Source organism: Chromobacterium sp. FG89, assembly GCF_057808735.1.
On sequence record NZ_JBMDIQ010000003.1, the window covers coordinates 50815 to 74697 of the forward strand.

Annotated in this window: 19 protein-coding genes; 10 read left to right on the forward strand and 9 right to left on the reverse strand. The window is 64.9% G+C overall.

Features of this window, described 5'->3' with window-relative positions; all coding sequences use genetic code 11:
• Positions 1-288: 288 nt before the first annotated feature.
• Both ACODRW_RS03730 and metH read right to left on the reverse strand, forming a co-directional pair.
• Positions 289-807 carry a DUF2878 family protein gene (locus ACODRW_RS03730; RefSeq protein WP_488905202.1) on the reverse strand — a complete coding sequence of 173 codons (519 nt, stop codon included), beginning with the start codon at positions 805-807 and terminating at the stop codon, positions 289-291.
• On the reverse strand, positions 797-4510 hold the full coding sequence (gene metH / locus ACODRW_RS03735; protein ID WP_488905203.1) for a methionine synthase: 3714 nt from the start codon (positions 4508-4510) through the stop codon (positions 797-799). Before metH ends, ACODRW_RS03730 begins: the two co-directional genes overlap by 11 nt.
• Before the next feature lie 117 nt (positions 4511-4627).
• Here metH and ACODRW_RS03740 point away from each other — a divergent pair, with 117 nt between their 5' ends.
• On the forward strand, positions 4628-5395 hold the full coding sequence (locus tag ACODRW_RS03740) for a substrate-binding periplasmic protein (RefSeq protein ID WP_488905204.1): 768 nt from the start codon (positions 4628-4630) through the stop codon (positions 5393-5395).
• Between the two features lie 25 nt (positions 5396-5420).
• On the opposite strand, the gene ACODRW_RS03745 is transcribed toward ACODRW_RS03740, so the two are convergent.
• From ACODRW_RS03745 to gcvA, 3 genes are all read right to left on the reverse strand, one after another.
• Positions 5421-5843, reverse strand: a complete 423-nt coding sequence (locus ACODRW_RS03745) for a MarR family winged helix-turn-helix transcriptional regulator (RefSeq protein ID WP_107801381.1) — start codon at positions 5841-5843, stop codon at positions 5421-5423.
• On the reverse strand, positions 5836-7416 hold the full coding sequence (locus tag ACODRW_RS03750) for an MDR family MFS transporter (protein WP_488905205.1): 1581 nt from the start codon (positions 7414-7416) through the stop codon (positions 5836-5838). Before ACODRW_RS03750 ends, ACODRW_RS03745 begins: the two co-directional genes overlap by 8 nt.
• A gap of 284 nt (positions 7417-7700) precedes the next feature.
• Complete coding sequence (gene gcvA / locus ACODRW_RS03755; protein ID WP_488905206.1) at positions 7701-8621, reverse strand: transcriptional regulator GcvA; 921 nt, start codon at positions 8619-8621, stop codon at positions 7701-7703.
• A 114-nt stretch (positions 8622-8735) separates the two neighbouring features.
• Between gcvA and ACODRW_RS03760 the strand changes: the two genes are divergently transcribed.
• Positions 8736-8915: a hypothetical protein gene (locus ACODRW_RS03760; RefSeq protein WP_488905207.1), complete on the forward strand. Its 180-nt coding sequence runs from the start codon at positions 8736-8738 to the stop codon at positions 8913-8915.
• 338 nt (positions 8916-9253) lie between these two features.
• Here ACODRW_RS03760 and prfA read toward each other — a convergent pair whose 3' ends face one another.
• Entirely contained in the window at positions 9254-10330 is a 1077-nt protein-coding gene (prfA, locus tag ACODRW_RS03765; protein WP_107801379.1) for a peptide chain release factor 1, read from the reverse strand.
• The gene (hemA, locus tag ACODRW_RS03770; RefSeq protein WP_107801378.1) at positions 10330-11583 is read right to left on the reverse strand and encodes a glutamyl-tRNA reductase; all 1254 of its coding nucleotides are present in this window, start codon (positions 11581-11583) and stop codon (positions 10330-10332) included. The genes prfA and hemA overlap by 1 nt, the downstream gene beginning before the upstream one ends.
• A 218-nt stretch (positions 11584-11801) precedes the next feature.
• Between hemA and pdxH the strand changes: the two genes are divergently transcribed.
• The 3 genes from pdxH to ACODRW_RS03785 all read left to right on the forward strand — a co-directional run bounded on the left by pdxH (position 11802) and on the right by ACODRW_RS03785 (position 15864).
• Entirely contained in the window at positions 11802-12443 is a 642-nt protein-coding gene (gene pdxH, locus ACODRW_RS03775; RefSeq protein WP_107801377.1) for a pyridoxamine 5'-phosphate oxidase, read from the forward strand.
• 581 nt (positions 12444-13024) lie between these two features.
• The gene (locus ACODRW_RS03780; protein ID WP_107801376.1) at positions 13025-14515 is read left to right on the forward strand and encodes a M4 family metallopeptidase; all 1491 of its coding nucleotides are present in this window, start codon (positions 13025-13027) and stop codon (positions 14513-14515) included.
• 95 nt (positions 14516-14610) lie between these two features.
• Entirely contained in the window at positions 14611-15864 is a 1254-nt protein-coding gene (locus ACODRW_RS03785) for a M28 family metallopeptidase (RefSeq protein WP_107801375.1), read from the forward strand.
• A gap of 226 nt (positions 15865-16090) precedes the next feature.
• On the opposite strand, the gene ACODRW_RS03790 is transcribed toward ACODRW_RS03785, so the two are convergent.
• Positions 16091-16558, reverse strand: a complete 468-nt coding sequence (locus tag ACODRW_RS03790; protein WP_486636201.1) for a GNAT family N-acetyltransferase — start codon at positions 16556-16558, stop codon at positions 16091-16093.
• Between the two features lie 167 nt (positions 16559-16725).
• Between ACODRW_RS03790 and parC the strand changes: the two genes are divergently transcribed.
• The 5 genes from parC to ACODRW_RS03815 all read left to right on the forward strand — a co-directional run bounded on the left by parC (position 16726) and on the right by ACODRW_RS03815 (position 23487).
• Positions 16726-19095: a DNA topoisomerase IV subunit A gene (gene parC / locus ACODRW_RS03795; RefSeq protein ID WP_488905208.1), complete on the forward strand. Its 2370-nt coding sequence runs from the start codon at positions 16726-16728 to the stop codon at positions 19093-19095.
• Positions 19092-20645: a sensor histidine kinase gene (locus ACODRW_RS03800; RefSeq protein ID WP_107801372.1), complete on the forward strand. Its 1554-nt coding sequence runs from the start codon at positions 19092-19094 to the stop codon at positions 20643-20645. Before parC ends, ACODRW_RS03800 begins: the two co-directional genes overlap by 4 nt.
• Positions 20638-21969: a sigma-54-dependent transcriptional regulator gene (locus ACODRW_RS03805; protein WP_488905209.1), complete on the forward strand. Its 1332-nt coding sequence runs from the start codon at positions 20638-20640 to the stop codon at positions 21967-21969. The genes ACODRW_RS03800 and ACODRW_RS03805 overlap by 8 nt, the downstream gene beginning before the upstream one ends.
• A 262-nt stretch (positions 21970-22231) precedes the next feature.
• Positions 22232-23029: a transporter substrate-binding domain-containing protein gene (locus ACODRW_RS03810; protein WP_233246762.1), complete on the forward strand. Its 798-nt coding sequence runs from the start codon at positions 22232-22234 to the stop codon at positions 23027-23029.
• 242 nt (positions 23030-23271) lie between these two features.
• Positions 23272-23487, forward strand: a complete 216-nt coding sequence (locus ACODRW_RS03815) for an HP1242/YdcH family protein (RefSeq protein ID WP_107801369.1) — start codon at positions 23272-23274, stop codon at positions 23485-23487.
• Positions 23488-23554: 67 nt separating this feature from the next.
• Here ACODRW_RS03815 and ACODRW_RS03820 read toward each other — a convergent pair whose 3' ends face one another.
• Positions 23555-23848: a hypothetical protein gene (locus ACODRW_RS03820; protein ID WP_107802085.1), complete on the reverse strand. Its 294-nt coding sequence runs from the start codon at positions 23846-23848 to the stop codon at positions 23555-23557.
• Between the last annotated feature and the right edge of the window lie 35 nt (positions 23849-23883).

The following is a 23883-nucleotide window of genomic DNA, read 5'->3' on the forward strand; positions in this document are numbered from 1 at the left end:
AAAACTTCTTACTGCGCACGCGGCTAATCCGCCTGTGGCGCGCCGCGATACGATTGTGCTGAAACTGAAATAGCCGCTTTGTTAATTTTCACCGCTTTTCCAACAGTTTTAATAATCCATATTTAATTAACTTTGGATTGAATTATGATTTTTCGGATTAAACAAATAAAAACCGCATCGTAAACGATGCGGTTTTTATTCAGGGGGACGCCAAATGCGCTCAAGGCATGAACGCGACAACGCGTCAGCTTATCCACAGATCGGCAAGAACCGCCTTCTTATCCACAATCACGCCTGCGCCGCCGATCCTTGGTCCATCGGCAGCAAACGCGGCGTCCAGGCCAGCAAGGCCGCCCATAACGGCGCCAAGGCCAGCAACGTCAGCCACAGCGGCGCGCCGGCTTGCAGGGCGCGCAGTTGCAAGCCGCACCAGCAGAGCAGCGGCCCCGCCAGCGCGCCGACCAGCGCCAGCAGACGCGGCGACGGCCGCCAGACCGCCAGCAACCGCAACCACCAGCAGCTGAAGCTCAGCCACAAGACGACTCGCCACAAGGGCAGGCCGCCGACGCCGACGAGGCGGTACAGACCCAGCCCGGAGACGGCGAAGTCCAGCAGACAGGCGGCCGCGCTCAACAGCAGCGCGCGGGTTTTAAAGCCGGCCGGCAACGCTTGCCAGGCCAGCAGCGCGCCGGCCAGCAACAGCACCACGTAGCGGTCGCGGAAGCTGAACAGCAGCCAGGCGCCGACGCCGAAGATCAGGCTGCCCAGCAGCAGCCTGGGCCAGGGCTTGCCCGCCTCAGGCGTCATAGCCCAGATTGGGGGCGAGGTCGCGTTCCGCCTGTTCCACGCTGACGCCGCGGCGTTGGGCGTAGCTGGCCACTTGGTCGCGCTCGATCTTGCCCACGCCGAAATAGCGCGAGGCCGGATGGCTGAGGTAGAAGCCGGACACGGCGGCGGTGGGCAGCATCGCATAGCCTTCGGTCAGCGTCATGCCGATGGCCGGCGCGTCCAAGAGCTCGAACAGCGCGGTCTTGACGGTGTGGTCCGGGCAGGCCGGGTAGCCGGGCGCGGGGCGGATGCCTTGGTACTTTTCGTCGATCAGCGCTTCGTTGTCCAGCTGCTCGGCGGCGGCATAGCCCCAGAACTCGCGGCGCACGCGAGCGTGCATCAGTTCGGCGAAGGCTTCGGCCAGCCGGTCCGCCAGCGCCTTGAGCAGGATGGAGGAGTAGTCGTCGCCGGCGTCCTCGAAGCGTTTGACGTGCGGCTCGATGCCGATGCCGGCGGTAACGGCGAAGGCGCCGATATAATCCTGCACGCCGCTGTCCCGCGGCGCGATGTAGTCGGCCAGCGCCCAGTTGGCCTTACCGTCCATCTTGGGCAGTTGCTGGCGCAGGCCCACCCAGCTCATCAGGCTGGCGCGCTTGTCCGGATCTCGGATTTCAATATCGTCGTGGTTGACGCTGGCGGCCGGGAACAGGCCGATCACCGCGTTAGCCCCCAGCCAGTTCTCGGCAATGATCTGCTTGAGCATCACTTGCGCGTCCTCGTACAAGGCGCGCGCGGATTCACCGACGATCTCGTCGTTCAGGATGCGCGGGAAGCGGCCGGCCAGCTCCCAGCTCTGGAAGAACGGCGTCCAGTCGATGTAGGCGGCGATCTCGGCCAGCGGATAGCGCTCGAAACGGCGCACGCCCAGCCATTGCGGCGTGGGCGGCTGGTAGGCGGCCCAGTCTATCGCCTCCTTGTTGGCGCGCGCCTGTTCCAGGCTCACCACCTTGCGGCTCGCCTTATTGGCGTGGCCTTCGCGCGCGCGGTCCTGCTCGGCCTGGTTTTCCGCGACGAAGCCGTCGCGCAGGGTGTCGGACAGCAGGTTGGAGCACACGCCGACGGCGCGGCTGGCGTCCGGCACGTAGATCACCGGGTGCTGGTAGTGCGGGGCGATCTTGACCGCGGTGTGGACCTTGGATGTGGTCGCGCCGCCGATCAGCAGCGGGACGCTGAAGCCCTGGCGCTGCATTTCCTTGGCCACATGGCTCATTTCTTCCAGGCTGGGGGTGATCAGGCCGGACAGGCCGATGATGTCGGCCTTGTGTTCGATGGCGGCGTCCAGGATTTTCTGGCAAGGCACCATCACGCCCAGATCGATCACCTGGTAGTTATTGCAGCGCAGCACCACGCCGACGATATTCTTGCCGATGTCGTGGACGTCGCCCTTGACCGTGGCCATGATGATCACGCCCTTGGCCGGCGCGTCGGCCAGGCCCAGACGGATCTTTTCCTCTTCGATGAAGGGCTCCAGGTGGGCGACGGCGGCCTTCATCACCCGCGCGGATTTGACCACCTGCGGCAGGAACATCTTGCCGGCGCCAAACAGATCGCCCACCACGTTCATGCCGTCCATCAGCGGACCTTCGATCACATGAATGGGGCGCGCGGCTTTCTGCCGCACTTCCTCGGTGTCTTCGACGATGAAGGTGGTGATGCCCTTGACCAGCGCGTGCTCCAGCCGTTTTTCCACCGGCAGCGCGCGCCAGGCCAGGTCTTCGCCCTTTTTCTCGCCGGCGGCTTCGCCCTTGTATTTTTCCGCCAGCGCGATCAGGTGTTCGGTGGCGTCGCCGCCGTCCTTGGGCGCGCGCATCAGCACCACGTCCTCGATCCGTTCGCGCAGCTCCGGGTCCACCTCGTCGTAGACTTCCAGCGCGCCGGCGTTGACGATGCCCATGGTCATGCCGCGCTGGATGGCGTGGTAGAGGAAGACTGCGTGGATGGCCTCGCGCACCTTGTTGTTGCCGCGGAAGGAGAAGGAGACGTTGGACACGCCGCCGGAAATCTTGGCGTGCGGCAGCTGTTGCTTGATCCAGCCGGTGGCTTCGATGAAGTCCAGGCCGTAGCGCGCGTGCTCCTCGATGCCGGTGGCCACGGCGAAGATATTGGGGTCGAAGATGATGTCTTCCGGCGGGAAGCCCACTTCGTCCACCAGGATGCGGTAGCTGTTCTCGCAGATTTCTATCTTGCGGGCGTAGGTGTCGGCCTGGCCGGCTTCGTCGAAGGCCATGACGATCACCGCGGCGCCGTAGCGGCGGATCAAGCGCGCCTGTTCGACAAACTTGTCCCGGCCTTCCTTCATGGAGATCGAGTTGACGATGCCCTTGCCCTGTATGCACTTGAGGCCGGCCTCGATCACGTCCCACTTGGAGGAGTCGATCATGATGGGCACGCGGGCGATGTCCGGCTCCGACGCGATCAAGTTGAGGAAGCGCACCATGGCGGCGTGGGCGTCCAGCATGCCCTCGTCCATATTGATGTCGATGACCTGGGCGCCGTTCTCCACTTGCTGGCGCGCCACGTCCAGCGCGGTGGCGTAGTCGCCGTTGAGGATGAGCTTGGCGAAGACGCGGCTGCCGGTGACGTTGGTGCGCTCGCCGACGTTGACGAACAGATCCCCGTCGCCGATGTTGAACGGCTCCAGGCCGGACAACCGGCACTTGGCCTCTATCGCCGGCAGCGGACGCGGCGCGACGCCGTCCACCGCGCGGGCGATGGCGGCGATGTGTTCCGGCGTGGTGCCGCAACAGCCGCCCACGATATTGATCAGGCCGGACTCCGCCCATTCTCGGACGTACACGCCCATCGCCTCCGGCTCCAGGTCGTAGCCGCCGAAGGCGTTGGGCAGGCCGGCGTTGGCGTGCACCGACACATAGCCGGCGGACACCCGCGCCATCTCCTCGACATAGGGCCGCAGCAGGTCCGGGCCCAGCGCGCAGTTGAGACCGTAGCTGACTGCGTCGGCGTGGGACAGCGAGTTGTAGAAGGCCTCGGTGGTCTGACCGGTCAGGGTGCGGCCGGATTGGTCGGTGATGGTGCCCGAGATCATGATGGGCAGCCGCGGCGTGTCCGGCCGCTCGTCGAAGTATTTGTGGATGGCGAACACCGCCGCCTTGGCGTTCAGGGTGTCGAAGATGGTTTCCACCAGCAGCAGGTCCGCGCCGCCTTGCACCAGGCCGTCTATCGCCTCGGTGTAGGACGTCACCAGTTCGTCGAAGCTGACGTTGCGGTAGCCCGGGTCGTTGACGTCCGGACTGATGCTACAGGTGCGGTTGGTGGGACCGAGCACGCCGGCGCAATAGCGCGGCTTGGCCGGATTGGCGGCGCTGGCCTTTTCGCACAGTTCCTTGACCAGCCTGGCCGCGGCATGATTGATTTCCCACACCAGGCTTTCCATCGCGTAATCCGCCATGGCGATGGAGGTGGCGTTGAAGGTGTTGGTTTCGATGATGTCCGCGCCGGCGTCCAGATAGGCCTGGTGAATGCCGCCGATCACGTCCGGCCGCGTCAGCGCCAGCAAATCGTTGTTGCCCTTGACGTCGCTGGGCCAGTCGGCAAAGCGCTCGCCCCGATAATCGGCCTCCTCCAACTGATGGCGCTGGATCATGGTGCCCATGCCGCCGTCCAGGATCAGAATGCGTTGGGATAGGTGTTGCCGGAGGGGATGCGAGGATGTTTTTGTCATGGCGGCTGAACTTTTTTTGTCTACAACGATAACAAGCGCAACGGACTCAAAAGCTCATCTTAACACTCGCAATCAACTGTCCGGACGCTTGCTTAAGAATAAAGAGAGAACATCCATATGGCCATTACGAATAAGCTGTGGCTGCTCGCGGGGCTGGCGGCGGCATGGTGCGGGGAGGCGTGGGCGGCGGGCAGTTTACGGATAGGCGTGGCGGATACCGACGCGGCGCCGGTGGTGATGCTGTCGCCGGACGGCGAGCACCTGCGCGGCGGCCTGTCCAAGGATATCGGCGAGATGCTGGCGGCCGAGATGAGCCTGCGTCCGGAATTCATTCTGATCGCCCGCAAGCGGGTGGAGGCCTCCATCGAATCGGGCCGGGTGGACATCGTCTGCAACGCCAATCCGGACTGGTTCGGCAACGCCGCGCGGCTGGGCTGGACCCATGAGATCTATCCGCAGCTGGAGCGTCCGCTGACGCTCAAGCAAGCCACCGAGGTGCGCCAGGTGAACGACCTCGCCGGCAAGCGCATCGTCACCATACGCGGCTACAACTACCCGACGCTGGAGCGCTTCTGGCGCGGCAACCCGGCCTCTCACAACGAAGAGGCGCGGATGGAGCTGCTGATCAAATCGGTGCAAAAGCGGCTGAGCGACGCCGCCATCGTGTCGGAACTGGAGTTCGCCGCCTGGGCGCGCAACTGGCCGCAGGACGCGGCGCAGTTCAAGCTGCACCCGCTGGTGGTCACCTTCATGCCCACCATGTGCGCGGTGGCGCCGCATTCCGACATCAAGGTGGCGCAGTTGAACCAGGCGATAGACCGTCTGCAGAAAAGCGGCCGCATCAAGGCGGTGTTGAAAACCTATCAGTGGCAGCCGCAGGAATGAGCGCCGCCGGCCGGCGGCGCCGGCTCTAATCCTGGCCGCGGAAGCGCTGCTCCAGCCGGTGCATCACCTCCAGCGCGGTTTCCATCTGCTCGGCGGGAATATCCGCCAGCGCATGCCGGAAAAACGCCTCGCGCTTGGGCTGCACCTCCTCTATCAGCGCCTGTCCGGCCGGCGCCAGCGTCACCAGGGTCTGGCGGTTGTCGGCCGGATCGGTGATGCGCCGCACCAGTGCCTCCTCCTCCATGCCCTTCAACTGCCGCGTCAGCGCGCCCGGATCCATCATCAGCCGGGTGGCCAGCTGTTTCTGCGTCGCCTGCTCCAGATCGGTCAGCGCGGCGAGTATGCGCCAGCGCGGCAAGGGATAGCCCACCTGCTGTTCAAACGCCGCATACATGGCGCGGCCGGTGCGGCCGATTTGCTGCAGCAGATTGGGAGCGCGTTCAGTCATGGATTACCGCCGTCTTGGTTTTGACATCGCGCAATTCTACATGCGGGACTCGCCGCACAAGCAATAAGCCAAGCACCGCCAGCGCCGCCACCAGCCACTGGCTGAGGTGAATGGCGTCCACCAGCGCCAGCCGCGAGGCGTCCAGCAAGGCGCAGCCGTTGATCCGGGCCGCCGTCGTCAGTTGTTCGAAACGGGCGGCGGTGTCCGGGCTGAGCAGGATTTGCGGATCGCGCAGCCAGGCCTGCCACTGCGGCGCGGCCGGCAGGGCGTTGACGCCGGCGACGTAGCGGTGGGTGACGAAGACGCCCACCAGCGCGGTGCCCAACATGCCGCCTATCATCCGCGTGGACTGGATCATGGCGGTGGCCACGCCCAGTTGCTCTCGCGGCGCGCTCTGCTGCACGAAGATGGTCAGATTGGGCAGCAACAGGCCCAGGCCCAAGCCGCCCACCGCCATCAGCGCGGCCACCAGCCAGTGCGCAGTGCCGGCGTCCACCCAGGCCAGCGCGCCGGCGGTGAAGGCGAACAGCAGCAAGCCCAGGCCCAGCAGCAAGGTGGGGCGGCGCAGCCGGGTGACGATGCGGCCGTTCAGGATGCTGCCCAGGGTGATGCACACCACCAGCGGCGTCACCAGCAGGCCGGCCTGGTTGGGCGACAGGCCGAAGCCGCCCTGGAACATCAGCGGCGCGTAGTACATCACCGCGAACATGCCGCCGCCCAGCAACAGCGACAAGCCGAACAAGGGCACCAGGCTGCGGTGGCTCAGCATGTCCAAGGGCAGCAGCGGGTTGGGGCAGCGCCGCTCCCACCACAGCAGGCCGGCCAGCGCGGCCAGGCCGCTCAGGCCCAGGCCGGCCATCAGCCACAGCGGCTTGTGCAGCGGCAGCCATTCCACCAGCAATTGCATCGAACCCAGCAGCGCGGCGATCAGCAGTCCGCCCTGCCAGTCCAGCTTGGACGCGGCGCCGGCGCGGCGCATCGCCGGCAGATAGCGCCAGACGAACCACAGGCTGGCCAGACCCACCGGCAGATTGACGAAGAAGACCCAGCGCCAGCCCAGGTATTCGGTGAGAAAGCCGCCCAGGGTCGGGCCCACCGCGTTGGCCAGGCCGAAGGCCGCGGTCAGCATCACTTGCCAGCGCAGACGCTGCGCGGTTTCCGGAAACATGTCCGGCACGCAGGCGAAGGTGGTGGCCACCAGCATGCCGCCGCCCACGCCTTGCAGCGCGCGCGCCAGCACCAGTTCCAGCATGTCCTGGGCCAGGCCGCACAGCATGGAGGCGACGGTGAACAGGATGATGGCGGTCAGCACGAAGGGCTTGCGGCCGTGATCGTCGCCCAGCTTGCCGAAGATGGGCACGGTGATGACCGAGGTGAGCAGGTAGGCGGTGCCGACCCAGGCGTACAGGTCGAAACCGTGCAGCTCCGCCACCACGGTGGGCATGGCGGTGCCGACCACGGTCTGGTCCAGCGCCACCATCAGCAGCACGAAGCACAGGCCGAGCATGGCCAGCACTTTCTGGCGGAAATCCAGCGCGCCGGCCGCTCCAGCGGTTGCGGCTAAGGTGTTCATTTTTGTTGATCCATCAATAATTGACTAGTCAACTATTTTGCGCCGAGAAGGACCAGGAATCCAGTAGCGGACACAAAGATTTACAAAGCAGGGGCTCTTAGAGCCTGTTTAAGGCGCGCGAGCAAGAGCGGGGCAAGGCGAAAACGATTGAAGAAGCGGAATGTACAGCGGGTACCTGTGCATTCTGAAAGCGTTCTTAACGCCCTTGTCTAAACTATCCGGCCAAAGCGCCGCAAACTTAGAACGGGTTCTTAGGCGGCGGCGCGTCCGCGCCGCCGCGCGCTTCAGTAACCGCGCCGGGCCAGCCAGCTGCTGGCCTCGCTCTTGGCCAGAATGGCCACCAGCCAGTCCCGGAACACTTTGACCTTGGGCAGTTCCGCCAGCTCGTGCGGATAAACCAGGTAGTAGCTCCACTCGGTCTCCAGCACGGTGTCGAAAGGCATCACCAGCCGGCCGGAATCCAGGTCCTGGGTCACCATGGACACCTGGGCCAGGGTCACGCCCATGCCGGCGACGGCGGCGTGCAGCGCGTATTCGGAGGCGTCGAAGGTGACGCCGCTTTCCGAATTCACGCCGTTGACGCCGGCCAGTTTCAGCCAGCGCTTCCAGGTGTCCTGATCGCGCCAGGGGTGCAACAGGGTGTGATGGCGCAAATCGTCCGGGGTGTTCAGCGGGTGCTTGCCGTTGAGCAGGGCCGGGGAGCAGACCGGTATCAGTTTTTCGCGGCAGATGCATTCGGTGCGCAGATCCGGCGCCACTTCGGCGCGCGCCATGCCCACCACCGCCAGATCGTACTCCGCGCGGTTGAACGGCTTGTCGTGAATCAGCTGAGTCACCAGGTGCAGCGTGTATTCCGGATAGCGGGTCTGGAAGTCCGGCAGATTGGGCAACACCCAGCGCATCGCCGGGGTGGGCGGCATGCGCACGCGCAAATCGCTCTGCCGCAGCCGCAGCGCTTCGCTGGCCTCGTTCAGCAATTGGAAGGCCTCGCGCGCCGGCTTGATCAGCGCCTCGCCCTCGGCGGTCAGCGACAGGCCGCGCGCCTGCCGGGTGAACAGAGTGGCGCCGTAGTATTCCTCCAGCGTTTGCACGTGGCGGCTGACCGCCCCCTGGGTCAGGCTGAGCGCGGCGGCGGCGCGGGTGAAGGACAAATGCTCGGCGGCGACGACAAATACGCGTAATGCATTCAGCGGTGGCAGCTTCATCTTACATGCCTTTTTATCATGGTTATCATGAAATTAACTGCTTTGTCATGCCAGGCGCAACATCGTATGCTAGGCATGCCGGGCACGGCTGGGCTTGGAACGGCGGACCGCGGCATGCAAGCCGCCGCCATGCGTCAATGGCATGAAGGCCGCCGCTCCGCGTTGATCGAACCGTCCCTGCCGCGCTCCCCGATTTCCAGCGCGGCGCCCGCAGCCAAAACCAAGCCCGGCCTTGGCTTTCCCGGAAACGGAACCGTCATTCCCGAGCCTAAGGCTTTATCCGTACTGAAATAGTAACGGATTATAAATATTACAGGATGACATCCGCTTGCAACGGAGAATTTTCCACCGCTTATCGCGTGTCGCCGAAACTGCGGCGGCGTCGCCAGATTAACTGCCAATCCACGTTGGGCATTGCCGGGTTCAGACAGGGCCCGGCTTTTTTTTGCCCGCGCTCCGGCGAGCGGACAAGAAAAAAGGCCACGCGAGTGGCCCAAAGTTCGGAGAATAAGCCCAGGCGGCGCGAACGTCGCTTGGGCGCGGGCGGCGAACCGCCCGTTCTTGAGTTTGCGAGTGTAGCGCGTTGCGCCGACAGCGGCAACGCAATAATCCTGGCTAGTACCGCCCGGCTTTCACTCGCCCAATTCCGCCAGCAGTTCCGCCTGCTGCTCGGCGATCAAGGCGCCGGTCAGTTCGCTCAGATCGCCGTCCATCACGTAATCCAGCTTGTACAGCGTCAGATTGATCCTGTGGTCGGTGATGCGGCCTTGCGGGAAGTTATAGGTGCGGATGCGCTCGGAACGGTCGCCGGAGCCGATCAGGCTCTTGCGCTCGGCCGCTTCCTTCTGCTGCTGTTCGCGGCGCTGGATGTCCATGATGCGCGCCGCCAGCACTTGCATGGCGCTGGCCTTGTTGGCGTGCTGGGAACGGCCGTCCTGACACTCCGCCACAATCCCCGTCGGAATATGGGTGATGCGCACCGCGGAATCCGTCTTGTTGATGTGCTGGCCGCCGGCGCCGCTGGCCCTGAAAGTGTCGATGCGCAGATCAGACGGGTTCAGCACCACGTCGGCCAGTTCGTCGGCCTCGGCCATCACCGCCACGGTGCAGGCCGAGGTGTGGATGCGGCCCTGGGTCTCGGTCACCGGCACCCGCTGCACGCGGTGGCCGCCGGATTCGAACTTGAGCCGGGAATAGGCGCCGAAGCCGATCAGGCGCACGATGACTTCTTTATAACCACCCAGGTCGGATTCGCTGGCGGAGACGATCTCCGCCTGCCAGCGATTGCGTTCGGCGTAGCGGGTATACATGCGCAGGAGGTCGCCGGCGAACAGCGCGGCCTCGTCGCCGCCGGTGCCGGCGCGGATTTCCAAGAAGATGTTTTTCTCGTCGTTGGGGTCCTTGGGCAGCAGCAACTTCTGCAACTCCAGCTCCAAGACCGCCAGCTTATCCTTGCCCTCGGCGATTTCCGCCTGGGCGAACTCCTTCATTTCCGGGTCCGACAACATGTCTTCCGCCGCGGCGATGTCGCTTTCGCACTGGCGGTAGCCTTGGTAGGTTTCCACCACCGGGCTGAGTTCGGCGTGCTCGCGGGTGAGCTTGCGGAACGCATCCATATTTTGAGTGGCCGCCTCGCTGGCCAGGAGGTGGGTCACCTCTTCCAGACGATCGGCCAGTTGCGCCAGTTTGGCCGCAATTGACGCTTTCATTACGACTCCGGGTGTAAACGATAAAGACGCGCCACGGCTTCCACCTGCGCGTCGTGCTCCGCGCCGCGCCCGGACGACAAGGCCCGGGTGGGGGGATGCATCAATTTATTGGTCAGTTGCACCGACAAGGTTTCCAACACCCGCTCCGGCGCTTCGCCGCGCGCCAGCTGCTTGAGCGCGGCGTCCAGCGCGGCGCGGCGCAGCCGGTCCGCGTCGTCGCGCAGCGCGCGGATCAAGGGCACGGTTTCGCGCTTCTTCAGCCAGTCGCTGAACTCGCAAACCCGGGCCTGAATGATGGTTTCGGCTTCCGCGGCCGCGCTCTGACGCGCTTCCTTGCCCACTTCCACCACGCTGGCGATGTCGTCCACGCTGTACAGGAACACATCGGCCAGCTTGCCCACTTCCACTTCGATGTCGCGCGGCACCGCCAAGTCCAGCATGAAGATGGGGCGGTGACGGCGCGCCTTGATCGCGCGCTCCACCATGCCCTTGCCTATGATGGGCAGCTGGCTGGCGGTGGAGGTGACCAGCACATCGTAGCGCGGCAGGATGTCCGGCAGCTCGGCGAGGGTGACGGCGTTGCCGCCGAACTGCTCCGCCAGCCGCTGGCCGCGCTCCAGCGTGCGGTTGGCCACGGTGATACAGGAGGGATTGCGCGCGGCGAAGTGAGTGGCCACCAGCTCTATCATTTCCCCGGCGCCGACAAACAGAATGTTCAGTTCGCCAATGGTGGGGAAGATCTGCTCGGCCAGCTTGACCGCCGCCGCCGACATCGACACCGAACTGGCGCCCACCGCGGTGTTGGAACGCACCTCCTTGGCCACGGCGAAGGTGCGCTGGAACAGGCCGTTGAGCAGGGTGCCCATGGTGCCGGCGTGTTCGGCGCTGCGCACCGCGTCCTTCAGCTGGCCCAGGATCTGGGTTTCGCCCAGCACCATGGAGTCCAGGCCGGAGGCGACGCGAAAAGCGTGGCGCGCGGCGTTGGCCTCGTCCAGCTGATACAGATAGGGCTGCATTTCCGCCAGCGCCAGGCCGTGATATTGCGCCAGCCAGCTGAGCGCCGCCTGCGGATCGCCGCCGGTGCAATAGATTTCGGTGCGATTACAGGTAGAGACGATGGCCGCCTCGCGCGCCGCATGCGAGCTGACCAGGCTGTCCAGCGCCTTGGGCAACACCTCCGCAGGAAAAGCCAGCTTTTCCCGGATGGAGAGCGGTGCGGTATGGTGGTTCAAACCAAGGGCGAACAGATGCATGGGCGGATAAGCCGCGGAAAGAAATGGGGTATTTTAGCCTAACTTGAACCGCAAGTCCTGCGCCGCGGCGGCAAGCCGCGCCGGCCCGTCGCCGGCGCCTTATACGACATAGCAGAATCCGGCGCCGCGCGCGTCCCAAATAACGCGTTCTTCTTGCGCAAACCCCTATATGGGCCAAGCGAAGCTGGCATAAGATAAGCCCCATCAAGGAGGACGAAATGTCGCTGAACCTCGCAGACATCCGCAAGGATTTTTCCAAGAAAGAATTGTCGCCGGAGGAGTGCCTGCCGGACCCGCTGGCCCAGCTGGAGAGCTGGCTGGACCAGGCCATCGCCGCGCAGATGCCGGAACCCACGGCGATGAACCTGGCCACGGCCGGCGCGGACGGACGCCCCACATCGCGCATCGTGTTGCTCAAGGGCGTGGAAGACGGCCAGCTGCTGTTCTACACCAATTATCTGAGCCGCAAGGGCCGCCAGCTGAGCGACAACCCCTATGTGGCGCTGACCTTCTTCTGGCCGGAGCTGGAACGGCAGATCCGCATCGAGGGCCGCGCCGCCCAGGTGGCGCCGGAAATATCCGACGCCTATTTCGCCAGCCGGCCCTACACCAGCCGCGTAGGCGCCTGGGCCAGCGAGCAGAGCAGCGAGATCGGCTCCAAGGGCGTGCTGGTGTCGCGCGCGGCGATGTTCGGGGTCAAACACCCGCTGAACGTGCCGCGGCCGCCGCATTGGGGCGGCTACGCGGTGACGCCGGACCGGCTGGAATTCTGGCAGGGCCGACCCAGCCGGCTGCATGACCGGGTGCAGTACGCCTTGCGGGAAGACGGCGGCTGGAAGATCGCGCGGCTGGCGCCGTGAACCGGTCTCCAGTGAGGACAACTCATTGAAATAATGAGTTTTACGCATATTCAAAAAACTGCAACCATCTCAAATTAGACAGTTTGTCCGCTTTTATAGCGATTTGGATGTTGCCGCATCACAACAAGCCGCATCGGGATGATGCGGCTTTTCATTTTCTTGATGTTTCCCTCTCTTCTCCTTGTCTACCAAGGATTCGACGCCCCGCTTTGATTTCGGTCATGCCCGCCGCCGGCCATGCCCAGGCAACTGGCACTTAGAACAGATGCATATCAAGTCGGAAAAACCAATACATAATTTATGCATTTGGCAAGTGGTCGTCAGAACAAACCAAGCCAACGTCCTCTGGTTTCAGCAATTCCTTTCCCATGCTCAGAGCGACGTCCCATGTCGGGAATGCATAAGGGACGCGGCGAAAACCTCCCCGCCCGATGGCGGCAGCCATCTTGAGGGAACGGTTTCCAAGCGTCCGAAAGGGCAGGCGCAAGCCTGTCTGGCGCCGGCGGCCTTTATGCAAGACCCGCCGGCTTGACGCGGGGCATTACCGTGTCCTGCTGATCTACATTGGAGAAAAAGTCGTGATGAAAACCCAAACTGCGATGGTTCGCGTACTGGTGCTGTCCGCTCTCGCCCTGGCTTACGGTTCCGCCCACGCCGCCGAGCGCGTCAACCTGGAAGCGCTGGCCAAATCCAGCAAACTCGTCGACGGCGCCAGCGTGTTCAGCGCCGCCGGCATCAACCAGGGCGAACTGAAAGCGCAGCGCAGCGCCCAGTTCCCCAACGGCAAAGTCGTCACCCGCTACCAGCAGTTCTATCAGGGCGTGCCGGTGTGGGGCGAGGCCGTGGTGGAGGAAAAACAGTTCGCCAAAGGCTCGTCCACCGCCGCGGCCAGCAAGCTGTCCGGCTACTATGTGCGCGGCATCGGCTCCGACCTGGCTTCGGTCAAGCCGGCGCTCAGCGCCTCCCAGGTGCTGGCCAGCGCCAAGGCGCTGAAGGCCAACGGCTACGAAACCCGCAATGAGAAGACGGAACTGGTGGTCCGTCTGGACAACAACACCGCCCAGCTGGTTTACCTGGTGTCCTTCCTGGTGGAAGGCGGCAAGGAGCCCAGCCGCCCGCACCTCATCATCGACGCCAACAGCGGCCAGGTGCTGAAGCAGTGGGAAGGCCTGAACCACGCCGAAGCCAACGGCCCCGGCGGCAACGCCAAGACCGGCAAGTATCTGTACGGCACCAACTACGGCCCGCTGATCGTCACCAGCGATTGCAAGATGGACAGCGGCAACGTGGCCACCATCAACCTGAACGGCGGCACCAGCGGCACCACCCCGTACAAGTTCGCTTGCCCCACCAACACCTACAAGCAGATCAACGGCGCCTACTCGCCGCTGAACGACGCCCACTACTTCGGCAACGTGGTGTTCAATCTGTACAAGGACTGGTTCAACCTGCGTCCGATCAACCAGAAACTGCTGATGAAGGTGCATTACAGCCGCAACTATGAAAACGCGTTCTGGGACGGCAGCGCGATGACCTTCGGCGACGGCGCCACCCGCTTCTATCCGCTGGTGTCGCTGGACGTGTCCGCTCACGAAGTCAGCCACGGCTTCACCGAGCAGAACTCCGGCCTGGTCTACAGCGGCCAGTCCGGCGGCATCAACGAAGCGTTCTCCGACATGGCCGGCGAAGCCGCCGAGTACTACATGAAGGGCAAGAACGACTTCCTGGTGGGCGCGGAAATCTTCAAGCAGACCGGCGCGCTGCGCTACTTCGCCGATCCGACCAAGGACGGCCGCTCCATCGGCCACGCCAAGGACTACACCAGCGGCCTGGACGTGCACTACTCCAGCGGCGTGTACAACAAGGCCTTCTACCTGATCGCCACCAGCGCCGGCTGGAACACCCGCAAGGCCTTTGAAGTGTTCGTGGACGCCAACCGCCTGTACTGGACCTCCAACGCCACTTACAACAGCGCCGCTTGCGGCGTTGAAAAAGCGGCCGAAGCGCGCGGCTACAGCAAGGCCGACGTGACCAAGGCCTTCACCGCCGTGGGCGTGGCTTGCGGCAGCTGATGACCGCCTGACGGCGCGGCCATGACGGCCCGCGCCGTTTCTCCCATCCGCCGGCCATGGCCCGTCCATGGCCGGCATCGCTCAGGAATTCCGGAATGCTCACTCTCAAACCGAGTCTCGTCGCGCTCTTGGCCGCCACCAGCCTGGCCGGCGCCGCCCAGGCCGCCCCGGTGTGGATTTCCATCGGCGACGACGCCTACCAGCTATTGCAACAGGTCAGCCCGAAAAGCCGCAGTCAGGAAAGCCGCCAGCTGGCGGTGAGCGCGCTGCCGGCCGGCGTGTCCGCCAAGGGCGTGGCCACCGAGAAGGTCCACCTGGTGCAAGTGGACGACAGCGTGCTGCCGCAATTGTCGGACGCCATCCACCACAGCCTGCGCCATTGCGGCGGCTTCATCGTGCACAAGGATCTGCAGGACGCGCGCACCGCGCTGAAAGCCCCGGTGGCCAGCGCGCTGCTGCCCAGCTACCAGATCAACGACCAGGCCGCCGTCAACAAGCTGTTGCCGCAGCTGCAGGACAGCAACATCCTCGGCACCATCCAGTCCCTGTCCAACTACCAGAACCGCTTCTACACCACCAGCCACGGCGTCAACGCCTCCAACTGGATCGCCAGCCAATGGCGGCAGCTGGCCGCCGGCCGCGGCGACGTGAGCGTGGAGCAGTTCGCCCACAGCGCCTGGCCGCAGAAATCGGTGATCCTCACCATCAAGGGCAAGGACAACGCCGCCGAAACCCTGGTGCTGGGCGGGCATCTGGACTCCACCGTGGGCAACGGCACCGGCGAAACCAGCCGCGCGCCGGGCGCCGACGACGACGCCTCCGGCATCGCCAGCCTGACCGAGGTGATCCGCGTGCTGATGGCCAACAACTACCAGCCGCGCCGCACCATCAAGTTCATGGCCTACGCGGCGGAAGAAGTGGGCCTGCGCGGCTCCTCCGACATCGCCAACCGCTACAAGCAGCAGAAGGTCAACGTGGTGGGCGCCTTGCAGCTGGACATGACCAACTACCAGGGCAGCGCGGAGGACATCTTCCTGTTCACCGACTACACCAACGCGTCGCAGAACACCTTCCTCGCCAACCTGGCCAAGGTCTATCTGCCCAATCTGAAAGTGGGCTACAGCTCGTGCGGCTACGCGTGCTCGGACCACGCCTCCTGGCACAAGAACGGCTACCCGGCGTCCTTCCCGTTCGAGTCCGCCTTCAACCAGTCCAACCCCAATATCCACACCGTGCGCGACACCCTCGCCAGCGCCGGCAACCAGGCTCGCCACGCGCTGAAGTTCTCGCAACTGGCGCTGGCCTACGCGGTGGAATTGGGCAGCGACGGCCCGGCGGTCAAGCGCTGACCCCAACGCCCCGTCCAATGCGCCCACCCTCTTGCGGGGTGGGTTTTTCATTGTGGGCCATGCCGCGAGCGCTCAGAACGTGTTTACGATCTCGCGAGCTAAGGCGAGACAAGGCGAAAACGGTTGAAGAAGCGGAATGTACAGGGGGTACATGAGCATTCTGAAAGCGTTTTCAACGCCCTTGTCTAACTATTCCGCCGACGCGCAGCAGATCGTAAACAGGTTCTCAGACGCCGGCCTCTCGCCGCATGTCCACATGCGGAATGCCGCCGTCGTCGTAAGCCTCGGACACCACGCAGAAGCCGAAACTTTCGTACAAGGCCTGCGCGTCGGTCTGCGCCGACAACATGACGGCCGCCTGCGGGAAATGCGCGCGGCACTGCGCCACCGCCTGCGCCAGCAGCGCCTTGCCCAGACCCTGGCCGCGCGCCTCCGGCGCCACCACCACCCGGCCTATCGCCGCCGCGTCCGGGTATTTCTCCCCCGGCGCGATCAGGCGCGCGTAAGCCAGCAGCCGGCCGCCGTCGTCGTGGCCGGACAAGTGCAGACAGTGCAGATCCACGCCGTCCACGTCGCCGTAAATCGACTGCTGCTCCACCACGAACACCCGGTCGCGCAACTGCAAGGCCCGATACAGCGCCAGCGGCGTAAAACCATCGAAACGGTGGCAGTGCCACGCAACTCGGTTTGCCATAGTAGAATTCCCCTGAACTGATTCATTATCATCGGCCGGCTTAGCGGCGCGCCCGGGCCAAGCTTACGACAAGGCGTGTTTGCCAGCTATAACCGTGAGGACAGGCTTTGCCGTGGCGCAAACGCCGGCCGATGAACGCTAACCGATTCAACTCCTGCCTTGCCCATATGAACGATAACGATCTGTTTGCCGAGATTACGCCGGACGGCGCCGCCGCCCTGACCCCGCCGCCGCCCACTCCGCCCGCGGCAGACGCCGACGACGGCGAGTGGATTCCGCTGGACCTTTACGCCGAGCGCGCCTACCTGGAATACGCGATGAGCGTGGTCAAGGGCCGCGCGCTGCCGGAAGTGGCCGACGGCCAGAAACCCGTGCAGCGCCGCATCCTGTACGCGATGCGCGACATGGGCCTGGCCCACGGCGCCAAGCCGGTGAAATCCGCGCGCGTGGTCGGCGAGATCCTGGGTAAATACCATCCTCACGGCGACAGCTCCGCCTACGAGGCGCTGGTGCGCATGGCGCAGGACTTCACGCTGCGCTACCCCTTGATCGACGGCCAGGGCAACTTCGGCAGCCGCGACGGCGACGGCGCGGCGGCGATGCGTTACACCGAGGCGCGGCTGACCCCGATCGCCGATCTGCTGCTGTCGGAAATCGACATGGGCACCGTGGACTTCGTGCCCAATTACGACGGCGCCTTCGAAGAGCCGCGCTTGCTGCCGGCGCGCCTGCCCATGGTGCTGCTCAACGGCGCCTCCGGCATCGCCGTGGGCCTCGCCACCGAAATCCCGCCGCACAATCTGACCGAAGTGGCCCAAGCCTGCGTCGCGCTGCTGGACGATCCGGAACTGGACACCGCGGCGCTGATGCAATACGTGCCCGGCCCGGACTTCCCCGGCGGCGGCCAGATCATCACCCCGGCCGAAGACATCCTCGCCGCCTATGAGAGCGGCCGCGGCAGCGTGCGCGTGCGCGCCAAGTGGGAAGTGGAAAAACTGGCGCGCGGCCAGTGGCGCGTGATCGTGTCCGAACTGCCGCCCGGCTCCAGCGCGCAGAAAGTGCTGGCGGAGATCGAAGAAGCCACCAATCCCAAGGTCAAGACCGGCAAGAAGGCGCTGACCCAGGACCAGCAAAACCTGAAGAGCCTGATGTTGTCGCTGCTGGACCGCGTGCGCGACGAATCCGACAGCGAGTGCCCGGTGCGCCTGGTGTTCGAACCCAAATCCAGCCGCCAGGACACGGACGAGTTCATCAACACCTTGCTGGCGCAGACCAGCCTGGAGGGCAACGCCTCGATGAACCTGGTGATGATAGGCCTGGACGGCCGGCCGGGTCAGAAAGGCCTCAAGCCCATCCTCAGCGAATGGCTGGACTTCCGCCGCACCACCGTCACCCGCCGCCTGCAGCACCGGCTGGCCCAGGTGGAAAAGCGCATCCACATCCTGGAAGGGCGGATGATCGCCTTCATCCACATCGATGAAGTGATACGCGTGATACGCGAATCCGACGAGCCCAAGCCAGACCTGATCAAGGCCTTCGGCCTGACCGAGATCCAGGCCGAGGACATCCTGGAAATCCGCCTGCGCCAACTGGCGCGGCTGGAAGGCTTCAAGCTGGAGAAAGAGCTGTCCGACCTGCGCGAGGAGCGCGAAGGCCTGCGCCACGTGCTGGACACCCCGGACGCGCTGCGCACCATGATGCGCGAGGAAATCCAGGCCGACGCCGCCAAATACGGCGACAAGCGCCGCAGCGAGATCAAGACCGCCGAGCGCGCGGTGCTGACCCAGACCATAGCCGACGAGCCGGTCACCATCATCCTGTCGCAAAAGGGCTGGATCCGCGCCCGCGTCGGCCACAACGTCGACCTCACCGCGCTGGCCTTCAAGGACGGCGACGCGCTGCACACCGTGGTGGAAACCCGCACCGTGTGGTCGGTGATCGTGCTGGACTCCAAGGGCCGCGCCTACACCGTGGATCCGGCCGACGTGCCCACCGGCCGCGGCGACGGCGTGCCGGTGGCCTCGCTGGTGGACCTGCAGGACGGCGCCAAGCCGGCGCAGATGCTGTCCGGCAAGGACGAGACCCGCTTCGTCGTCGCCGGTTCCGGCGGTTACGGCTTCATCGCCAAGCTGGGCGACATGGCTGGCCGGGTCAAGGCCGGCAAGGCCTTCCTGACGCTGAACCCGGAAGAAAGCGTGCTAACCCCGGCGCCGCTGCCGGCGGCCGGCATCGCTGAAGCCACCCAGTTGGTGGCCGCCGCCGACAACGGCCGGCTGCTGGCCTTCCCGGCCGCCGAGCTCAAGGAGCTGGCCAAGGGCCGCGGCCTGATGCTGATGGCGCTGGACAACGGCGAAGCCCTCACCGCCGTCGGCCTCGTCAACGGCGACAAGGCGCTGCTGTCCACGCTGTCGGTGCGCGGCAAGGCCTCCGATGAAAAACTGGCGCTGGCGGAGTTCGCCGGCAAGCGCGGCAAGAAGGGCAAGCTGATGCCCAAGAAATGGAGCGTCGGCGCCATCAGCGAGCTGCCGACGACATGAACCGGGACCGCCCGCCCACGCCGTTGACCCCGCGCAGCGGGCTGGTCTTCATCAACAGCTTCCGGGCGGCGCTGCTGCTGGTGCTGCTGGCGATGTCGCTGTTCGCCAACCGCGAAGGCGAATCGCTGGTGGCCGGCGGCAAGGCCTTCTATCTGTGGAGCGGCGTCTACGCCGCGCTGATCGGCGCCTGGTTCCTGCTGCGCAACGGCCGGCTGGCCCACACCCTGCAACTGACCCTGGCCATCGCCGCCGACATCGCGATGATCGTGCTGCTGATGGGCATCAACGACGGCGTGCGCAGCGGCTACGGCATCCTGCTCCTGCCCTATCTGGCGGTGGCCGGCCTGCTGTCCTCCGGCCGCTACGCGCTGTTCTACGCCTCCATCGCCACGCTGATCCTGCTGTCCTTCGTCGGCGTCGAGCAATACCTGGGCATAGGCCGCGGTTCCGACTTCTACTACTCCGCGCTGCTGGCCACCGCCGGCTTCATCACCTCCATCGTCACCTGGAAGCTGGGCCGGGTGGCGCGCGACTCCGAGGCCTTGGCCACCCGCCGCGGCGGCGAAATCGCCAACCTCAACCGCCTGAACGAACTGGTGTTGCAAAGCCAGCGCGACGCGGTGGTGGTGCTGGACCCGTCCGGCCTGCTGCGCCAGTTCAACAACCAGGCGGCGCGCTACTTCGGCGCCATGCGCCGCGGCCACGTCGTCCCGGAACTGCTGCCGCTGGTGGAGCGCTGGCGGCACAACGGCTGCCCGCCCAATCCCAGCTTCATAGACCGCAATATCCGCGGCCGCCAATTGGTGGGCCGCATGGTGCCGGTGCTGATGGGCGACGACCACGCGCTCTTGCTGTTCATGCGCGATATGGCCGACATGGCGGAAGAGGGCAAACGCGTGAAGCTGGCGGCGCTGGGACGGCTCACCGCCAATATCGCCCATGAAATCCGCAACCCGCTGTCGGCGATCAACCACGCGGCGGATCTGCTGGCCGAAGACGAAACCGATCCCGCGCGCCAGCGGCTGATCCGCATCGTGCAAGGCAATAGCAAGCGCATCAACCACATGGTGCAGGAAGTGCTGGCCTTGAACCGCCGCGACCGGATCAAGCCCGAGCCCATCCGGCTGCAGCCATTTCTGGACGAACTGCTGGACCACTTCGGCGTGGTGGAGGCCGCCGCCGCCGGCGCGATCTGCTGCGTCTACCAGGCGCAAGCCGCCGCGGTCCAGTTCGACCGCGGCCATTTCGGCCAGATTCTCAATAATCTGCTGGCCAACGCCTGGCGCTACTCCAGCAAACAGCCGGGCGCGGTGCGCATCGAAGTGGGCGAAGTGGAAAACCACCTGACCATCAAGGTCATGGACGATGGGCCGGGCATGAGCGAAGATGCCCAGGCCCGCTTGTTCGAACCCTTTTTCACCACGGAAAGCGCCGGCACCGGACTGGGCCTGTACATTGCGCGCGAGCTGGCGGAAGCCAACGACGCGCGGCTGGACTACTGCCCGCCCGGCGGCGTGTTCCGTCTGATCTGTCACAAGGCTTATGGCTAAATCCTCTCTGCGCGTGCTGGTGATCGACGACGAACCGGACATCCGCGAACTGCTGGAACTGACCCTGATCAAGATGGGGCTGGACGTGGCCACCGCCGCCAGCGTCGGCGCCGCCAAACTCAGCCTGAACAGCCAGCCCTTCGACCTGGCGCTGACCGATATGCGCCTGCCGGACGGTGAGGGCATCGAGGTGGTGCGCCATATCGCCGAGCAGGGGCTGGACGTGCCCATCGCGGTGATCACCGCCTACGGCAACACCGACAACGCGGTGCTGGCGATGAAGGCGGGCGCCTTCGACTACCTGCAAAAACCGGTCAGCCTGGCGCAATTGCGCAGCCTGGTGAAGTCCGTGCTGCGCGTGGACAACGGCAAGCCCGGCGCCGCGGTGCGGCTGGACGGCGAATCCCCGGCGATCCAGGAAGCCTTGCGCCTGGTCGGCAAGCTGGCGCGCAGCCAGGCCGCGGTCTACCTCAGCGGCGAGTCCGGCACCGGCAAGGAACAGGCGGCGCGGATGATACACGAGCACAGCGCGCGCGCCGAACGGCCGTTCATTCCGGTCAACTGCGGCGCCATCCCGGAAACGCTGATGGAAAGCGAATTCTTCGGCTACCGCAAAGGCGCGTTCACCGGCGCCGACAACGACCGCGACGGCTTCTTTCAGCAAGCCAACGGCGGCACGCTGTTTCTGGACGAAGTGGCCGATCTGCCGCTGGCGATGCAGGTCAAGCTGCTGCGCGCGATTCAGGAAAAGAAAGTGCGCCGCCTCGGCAACGCCCAGGAAGAAGCGGTGGACGTGCGCATCATCTGCGCCACCCACAAAGACCTGGCGGCGCGGGTGGACGCCGGCAGCTTCCGCCAGGACCTGTATTACCGGCTGAACGTGCTGCCGCTGCGCATGCCGCCGCTGCGCGAACTGCGCGAGGATCTGCCGCGCTACATCGCCGGCCTGCTGGAACGCTTTTCCCCCGATGAAAAGCCGCGGCTGGCGCCGGCGGCGCTCAAGGCCTTGCTGGAATACAATTACCCGGGCAATTTCCGCGAACTGGAAAACATCCTGGAGCGCGCGGTGGCGCTGGCCAACGACGCCCGCATCGAATTGCCGGACCTGCAACTGCTGCCTGGCGATCACGGCGGCCACGGCGACGGCGAAGCGCCGACATGCGCCGACGGCGAGCCGCTGCAAGACTTTCTGGACCGGGTGGAGCGCGAGGCCATACTCAAGGCGCTGGAAAGCACCCGCTTCAACCGCACCCAAGCCGCCAAGCAGCTGGGCGTGACCTTCCGCTCCATGCGTTATCGGATGGAAAGGCTGGGCATCAAATAAGAAGGGCTTTCAACACGGCATCGCCGAAGCGCAGCAGGCTCTGCGCTAAGCACGCTGTGGATAAGCACGGCATTGCGCCAAATCCTGTGGATAAGCCATATTCTCGCTTTTTGCCGGCCCCTTGCCGGAAAGCCGGGAAGCCCGGCCGCGCAATCGCTACAATGCGGCAGCCGCGGCCCGCGTCCGCGCATCAGACAAGACCGGACCCGGACCAGCGGCTATAAATAATCTATTCGGCGGCCCCGCCCAAGCGCGCGCGCCATTGCAAGACATCGATATCCGCTACCGCCCCATGGCTTTCTCGCCGCTCCACCTCGCCCGCCGCGCCTTGCCGGCCCTGCTGTTCGGCGCGCTCAGCGCCCCGATAGCCGCGCTGCCGTCGATCCGGGTGGCGCTGGGCGAAACCAAACAGCCCTATATCGACGCAGAGCGCGCCAAAGGCGTGGAATACGATATCGTCCACCAGGCCCTGATCCAGGCCGGCTATCAGCCCCAAATCCGCTTCGGCCCCAATCTGCGCGCGCACAACTGGCTGGCCAACGGCCAGGTGGATGCCGCCATCGCCAATAGTGGCGGCCATGTTTCCGAGCCCTACATCGTCTACCAGAACATGGCGATCACGCTGTGCAAACGCCGCATCCGCCTGCGCCGGCTGGACGACCTGGCCCGTTTCCGGGTGGCCGCCTTCCAGGGCGCTCACCTTTACCTGGGCCCCGACTTCGCCGCGCTGGCGCCGCAGATTACGTCCTACCGGGAAGAATCGCCGCAGGTCACCCTCAACCGCCTGCTGTACAGCGAGCGCGCCGACGTGGCGATTTCTGACGTCAACATCTTCCAGCAGTTGAGCCACGAGCTGCGCCGGGAAATCGACGTCGGCGCCAAGCTCTGCCCGTACGCGCTGTTCACCCCCACCCATTACCGGCTGACCTTCCGCGACGTCCGCGACCGCGACCGCTTCAACCAGGGCCTGCGCCGCTTCGCCGCCGCCGGCGGCTACGAGAAACTGGCGGAACGCTACCAGCTGCCCACCCAGCGTGGACGTCCCTGGTTCAAGCCCTGAGAACCCGTTCAAAATCTGCCGCGCTTCGGCGATACGGCGTTGAACAGACTCTGAGCGCGCCTTGCCGCGCCCGGCTGGCCTAAGGGTGGGTGTCTGCTCTGGATCAATAACCTTCGCCGCCGCGCGGTGTTAGCATGGTTTGGCAGTATCTGATCGCTGACGGCCGCTGTCTTTGCCCTTAGGCTTCGCCCGGGTTCGCGTCGTCAGCCGCTCCATGTATCCACCCGCCCAAGGAGTCGCCCATGTTTCCCGAATACCGCGAACTGATCAGCAAGCTGAAAACCGAAGACGAGCACTTCACCCGCCTGTTCAACAAACACAACGACCTGGACCAGAAGATCAAGAATATGGAAGCGCGCATCGAGCCTTCCGTCGACTTCGAAATCGAAACCCTGAAAAAGGAAAAGCTGCGGCTGAAGGATGAGTTGTACATCATCCTGAGAAAGGCCGCCGGCTAGATCCGGCGTCTGCGCGCAAGAACAAAGCCCGCCGACAGGCGGGCTTTTGCATGATGCGCGCCGGGCTTCAGACCGTGGGCGCGTCCTTCTCCAGCTCCGCCAGAATCGCGCCAGGCTCCTGGGTCACTTCCAGAACCTTGCGGATGCGGTTGAACGCCACGCAGGCGTCGGCCGGATACTTGCCGAACGGCGTCAGCCCGCCATGGCTCCAGCCCGCCGCGGCCAGCACGTCCTTGCGGAACTGCGAGCCATCGGCGCTGCCGCCGGCGATCTGCTGCAAGGCCCGGTCGATCAGAATATGCGGAAACGGGTTGCGGGACAGCGTGGTGAAATGCTCTGGGCGAACTTCGTCGAACTGCATGGCGCACTCCTGATGCGTGAACATGATTCATCTAA

Excerpts from the sequence above, each read along its gene's own strand:
- ACODRW_RS03745 (WP_107801381.1), bottom strand. The coding sequence starts at position 5,843 with ATGACTGAACGCGCTCCCAATCTGCTGCAGCAAATCGGCCGCACCGGC.
- ACODRW_RS03805 (WP_488905209.1), top strand. The coding sequence starts at position 20,638 with ATGGCTAAATCCTCTCTGCGCGTGCTGGTGATCGACGACGAACCGGAC.
- parC (WP_488905208.1), top strand. The coding sequence starts at position 16,726 with ATGAACGATAACGATCTGTTTGCCGAGATTACGCCGGACGGCGCCGCC.
- ACODRW_RS03790 (WP_486636201.1), bottom strand. The coding sequence starts at position 16,558 with ATGGCAAACCGAGTTGCGTGGCACTGCCACCGTTTCGATGGTTTTACG.
- ACODRW_RS03780 (WP_107801376.1), top strand. The coding sequence starts at position 13,025 with ATGAAAACCCAAACTGCGATGGTTCGCGTACTGGTGCTGTCCGCTCTC.
- ACODRW_RS03820 (WP_107802085.1), bottom strand. The coding sequence starts at position 23,848 with ATGCAGTTCGACGAAGTTCGCCCAGAGCATTTCACCACGCTGTCCCGC.
- hemA (WP_107801378.1), bottom strand. The coding sequence starts at position 11,583 with ATGCATCTGTTCGCCCTTGGTTTGAACCACCATACCGCACCGCTCTCC.
- prfA (WP_107801379.1), bottom strand. The coding sequence starts at position 10,330 with ATGAAAGCGTCAATTGCGGCCAAACTGGCGCAACTGGCCGATCGTCTG.
- ACODRW_RS03750 (WP_488905205.1), bottom strand. The coding sequence starts at position 7,416 with ATGAACACCTTAGCCGCAACCGCTGGAGCGGCCGGCGCGCTGGATTTC.
- metH (WP_488905203.1), bottom strand. The coding sequence starts at position 4,510 with ATGACAAAAACATCCTCGCATCCCCTCCGGCAACACCTATCCCAACGC.
- ACODRW_RS03800 (WP_107801372.1), top strand. The coding sequence starts at position 19,092 with ATGAACCGGGACCGCCCGCCCACGCCGTTGACCCCGCGCAGCGGGCTG.
- ACODRW_RS03740 (WP_488905204.1), top strand. The coding sequence starts at position 4,628 with ATGGCCATTACGAATAAGCTGTGGCTGCTCGCGGGGCTGGCGGCGGCA.
- gcvA (WP_488905206.1), bottom strand. The coding sequence starts at position 8,621 with ATGAAGCTGCCACCGCTGAATGCATTACGCGTATTTGTCGTCGCCGCC.
- ACODRW_RS03760 (WP_488905207.1), top strand. The coding sequence starts at position 8,736 with ATGCAAGCCGCCGCCATGCGTCAATGGCATGAAGGCCGCCGCTCCGCG.
- pdxH (WP_107801377.1), top strand. The coding sequence starts at position 11,802 with ATGTCGCTGAACCTCGCAGACATCCGCAAGGATTTTTCCAAGAAAGAA.
- ACODRW_RS03785 (WP_107801375.1), top strand. The coding sequence starts at position 14,611 with ATGCTCACTCTCAAACCGAGTCTCGTCGCGCTCTTGGCCGCCACCAGC.
- ACODRW_RS03730 (WP_488905202.1), bottom strand. The coding sequence starts at position 807 with ATGACGCCTGAGGCGGGCAAGCCCTGGCCCAGGCTGCTGCTGGGCAGC.
- ACODRW_RS03815 (WP_107801369.1), top strand. The coding sequence starts at position 23,272 with ATGTTTCCCGAATACCGCGAACTGATCAGCAAGCTGAAAACCGAAGAC.